The organism is Streptomyces sp. NPDC060027, from assembly GCF_042737005.1.
GTDB lineage: Bacteria > Actinomycetota > Actinomycetes > Streptomycetales > Streptomycetaceae > Streptomyces.
In genome coordinates this window covers 2,934-5,928 of the sequence record NZ_JBHWVI010000351.1, presented here as the reverse complement: position 1 = coordinate 5,928, position 2,995 = coordinate 2,934, and the positions used below count along the sequence as shown (strand labels likewise).

3 protein-coding genes are annotated in these 2,995 nt (G+C 72.0%); 1 reads left to right on the top strand and 2 read right to left on the bottom strand.

Annotation, left to right across the window (positions count from 1 at the left end):
- Positions 1–208 precede the first annotated feature (208 nt).
- Together ACFWBT_RS41225 and ACFWBT_RS41220 are read right to left on the bottom strand one after the other, a co-directional pair.
- On the bottom strand, positions 209–994 hold the full coding sequence (locus ACFWBT_RS41225) for a hypothetical protein (protein WP_385709443.1): 786 nt from the start codon (positions 992–994) through the stop codon (positions 209–211).
- A gap of 1 nt (position 995) precedes the next feature.
- The gene (locus tag ACFWBT_RS41220) at positions 996–1,523 is read right to left on the bottom strand and encodes a sigma-70 family RNA polymerase sigma factor (RefSeq protein WP_385709440.1); all 528 of its coding nucleotides are present in this window, start codon (positions 1,521–1,523) and stop codon (positions 996–998) included.
- 305 nt (positions 1,524–1,828) lie between these two features.
- On the opposite strand from ACFWBT_RS41220, the gene ACFWBT_RS41215 reads away from it, so the two are divergent.
- Positions 1,829–2,845, top strand: a complete 1,017-nt coding sequence (locus ACFWBT_RS41215) for an aspartate-semialdehyde dehydrogenase (protein WP_385709436.1) — start codon at positions 1,829–1,831, stop codon at positions 2,843–2,845.
- Positions 2,846–2,995 lie beyond the last annotated feature (150 nt).

The following is a 2,995-nucleotide window of genomic DNA, read 5'->3' as shown; positions in this document are numbered from 1 at the left end:
GCGGGCGCCCGGAACGGGGCGCCCGCCCTTTCGTGTACCGCCCGCCCCTTCGCGTGCCGCCCCGCCCCTTCATGTGCCGCCCGGCCCCTCGCGTGCCGCCCCGCCCCTTCATGTGCCGCCCGGCCCCTCGCGTGCCGCCCCGGCCGTACCCGCGCCTCGTAGCCCGGAGTCCGTACCGCGCCTCATACCCCGGAGCTCGTGCCGCGCCTCAGCGCTCGCACCTCATGCCCCGGGCCGCGGGCAGTGCCTTGACGATCCAGGCCCGGTCGCGGGCGATGTTCTTCTCCCCCGTCGTCCAGATGTCGGGAGTCGTGGCGTGCCGCCCGATGCCGACCAGCACCTCGTCGCCCTGGTGCAGCCGCGGATCGACGTTCTGGTCCATCAGGAAGGTGACCTCCTTCTCTCCCTCGGCCGGCTTGTAGTAGTGGTACACGTCGAGGGTGATCCGGTCCTGTTCGGTGCCGGGGACCTGGAGCACCTCCGTGACCGTGCCCTCCGCGATGAGCCGGGAGCAGGCGATGTAGCCGGGGCCGCTGAGCAGGCTGCCAGCGGCGCCGTTGTCCGTCTTGGCATCGGAGGCCTGGTCGTTCGCTCCGCCCATCCCGTTGTGCGCGACCAGCCAGCCCATCCCGACGACCATCGAGGCCACCGCGGCCGCCGCCAGGGCGCCGACCCCGACGGCGAGGGCGCCTCGGTGCCGGGAGCGCTTCTTCGGGGTGCCCTCCGGACGCCCGTCCCCGGACCTCCGCGGCCCCCGGGACCTCCGGAACCCCTGGGACGCCTGGGACCTCTGGGAGGCGCGGGCCGGTTCGGCCGCCTTCCCGGAGTCCGCCAGCGCGTCCCCGATGATGACCAGCTGCTCCCGGAGCACGTCCACGTCCTCACGTGCCGACCGGTGCTCGGCCATGAACGCGACATCGTCGCGAGCGCCCTCCGGCAGTGAAGCGTCCGTGATCGCGGCCAGCAGCGCGTCCACACCTTCGTACTCGGCCACGTCACACCACCTCGTCCTCGTGCAGGCGGGCGCGCAGCGCGCGGACCGCCGTGTGCAGCCTGCTCTTGACCGTGCCCTCGGGTACCCCGAGTTCGTCGGCGATGTCCCGCACGGGCAGGTCGGCGTAGAACCGCAGGACGAGGACCTGGCGCTGGGCGTCGGGCAGTTCGTCCAGCCCCTGGGCGACGGCCAGCGAGAGCACGCTCGATTCCTCGTCGGAGGGCTGCTCCAACTGACGCAGCGAGGCGAGACGTTCGCCCAGCCGGTCCTGCCGGCGCCTGGCCCGGTGCCAGTCCATCGCGAGGTTCGAGGCGACGACCGCCGCCCAGGCGGACACGTCCCGCGGCGCCTCGTCCCCCTTGGCCGCCCGCTCGAGCAGTCGCAGCCGGACCTGCTGCACCCCGTCCGGCAGGTCCGCCTGCGGTACGCCGCCGAGCGCGAGCACCGCACGCACCCGGCGTTCCTGCGCCGCGTCCAGGGGATCGTCCGCCCCCGGTGCGCGGCGTGGCTTTCTGCGCAGCACAGCCACCCCTCCCCGCCCGCGTTTCCTCTACGACGCCGGTGCGGGCCAAAACGTTCGACCCGGTTCGAGTCGTACGTCACACCGGGCCCGAAACCATGACGGCGCCCACACCGTACGGCTTGCGGTTCCCTTCCGTCGCCGGGCGATTTCTTCGTACGGGGACGCCCGGCCGCCGCAGGATCGGGCTCATCCGCGCGCGTCCCGGCGTCCCATCCTTCGAGCGGCGCGGCGAAAGGATTGGACACGCGGACCCGGGTCAGACGCATGATGGAAGCGCTGGACCACGTGAAACGTACGCAAAGGGAGTCGCCGTGAGGGTCGGAATCGTCGGAGCCACCGGTCAGGTCGGCACAGTCATGCGCAGGATCCTGGTCGAGCGGGACTTCCCCGTCACGGAGCTGCGCCTGTTCGCCTCGGCCCGTTCGGCCGGGACGGTCCTCGACGGTGTCACGGTGGAGGACGCTTCCACGGCGGACTACTCGGGCCTGGACATCGTGCTGTTCTCGGCGGGCGGCGCCACCTCCAAGGCGCTGTGCGAGAAGGTCGCCTCCCAGGGCGCGGTCGTGATCGACAACTCCTCCGCCTGGCGCAAGGACCCCGAGGTACCCCTCGTCGTCTCCGAGGTGAACCCGCACGCGATCACCGACCGCCCCAAGGGCATCATCGCCAACCCGAACTGCACGACGATGGCCGCGATGCCCGTCCTGAAGCCGCTGCACGAGGAGGCGGGCCTCGAGGCGCTGGTCGTCGCCACCTACCAGGCGGTGTCCGGTTCCGGCGTCGCCGGCGTGGCGGAGCTGCACGGCCAGGCCCTGAAGGTCGTCGCCGACGCGGACAAGCTGGCCCACGACGGCGAGGCGGTCGACTTCCCCGAGCCCGCCGTCTACAAGCGCCCCATCGCCTTCAACGTGCTCCCGCTCGCGGGTTCGATCGTCGACGACGGTCTGAACGAGACCGACGAGGAGCAGAAGCTCCGCAACGAGTCCCGCAAGATCCTGGAGATCCCCGCCCTCAAGGTCTCCGGCACCTGCGTCCGTGTCCCGGTCTTCTCCGGCCACTCCCTCCAGGTGAACGCCCGCTTCGCGCGCCCGCTCTCCGTCGAGCGCGCCACCGAGCTTCTCGCGGGCGCCCCGGGTGTCGTCCTCTCCGACATCCCGACCCCCCTCCAGGCCGCCGGCAAGGACGCCTCGTACGTCGGCCGCATCCGGCAGGACGAGACCGCCGAGCACGGTCTCGCGCTGTTCGTCTCCAGCGACAACCTCCGCAAGGGCGCCGCGCTGAACGCGGTCCAGATCGCGGAGCTGGTGGCGGCCGAGCTCAAGGGCTGACCTCCGGATCCCACCGGGATCCACCACGCGTCCGTGAGGGGCGGGGCACCGGCCGGTGCCCCCCCCCACGCGGATTCCGCCGGATGCGGCGCGTCCGAGGTGTGTGGGGGGTGTGTGGTATAAACAAAAACCAGCCCACGAGACCAAATA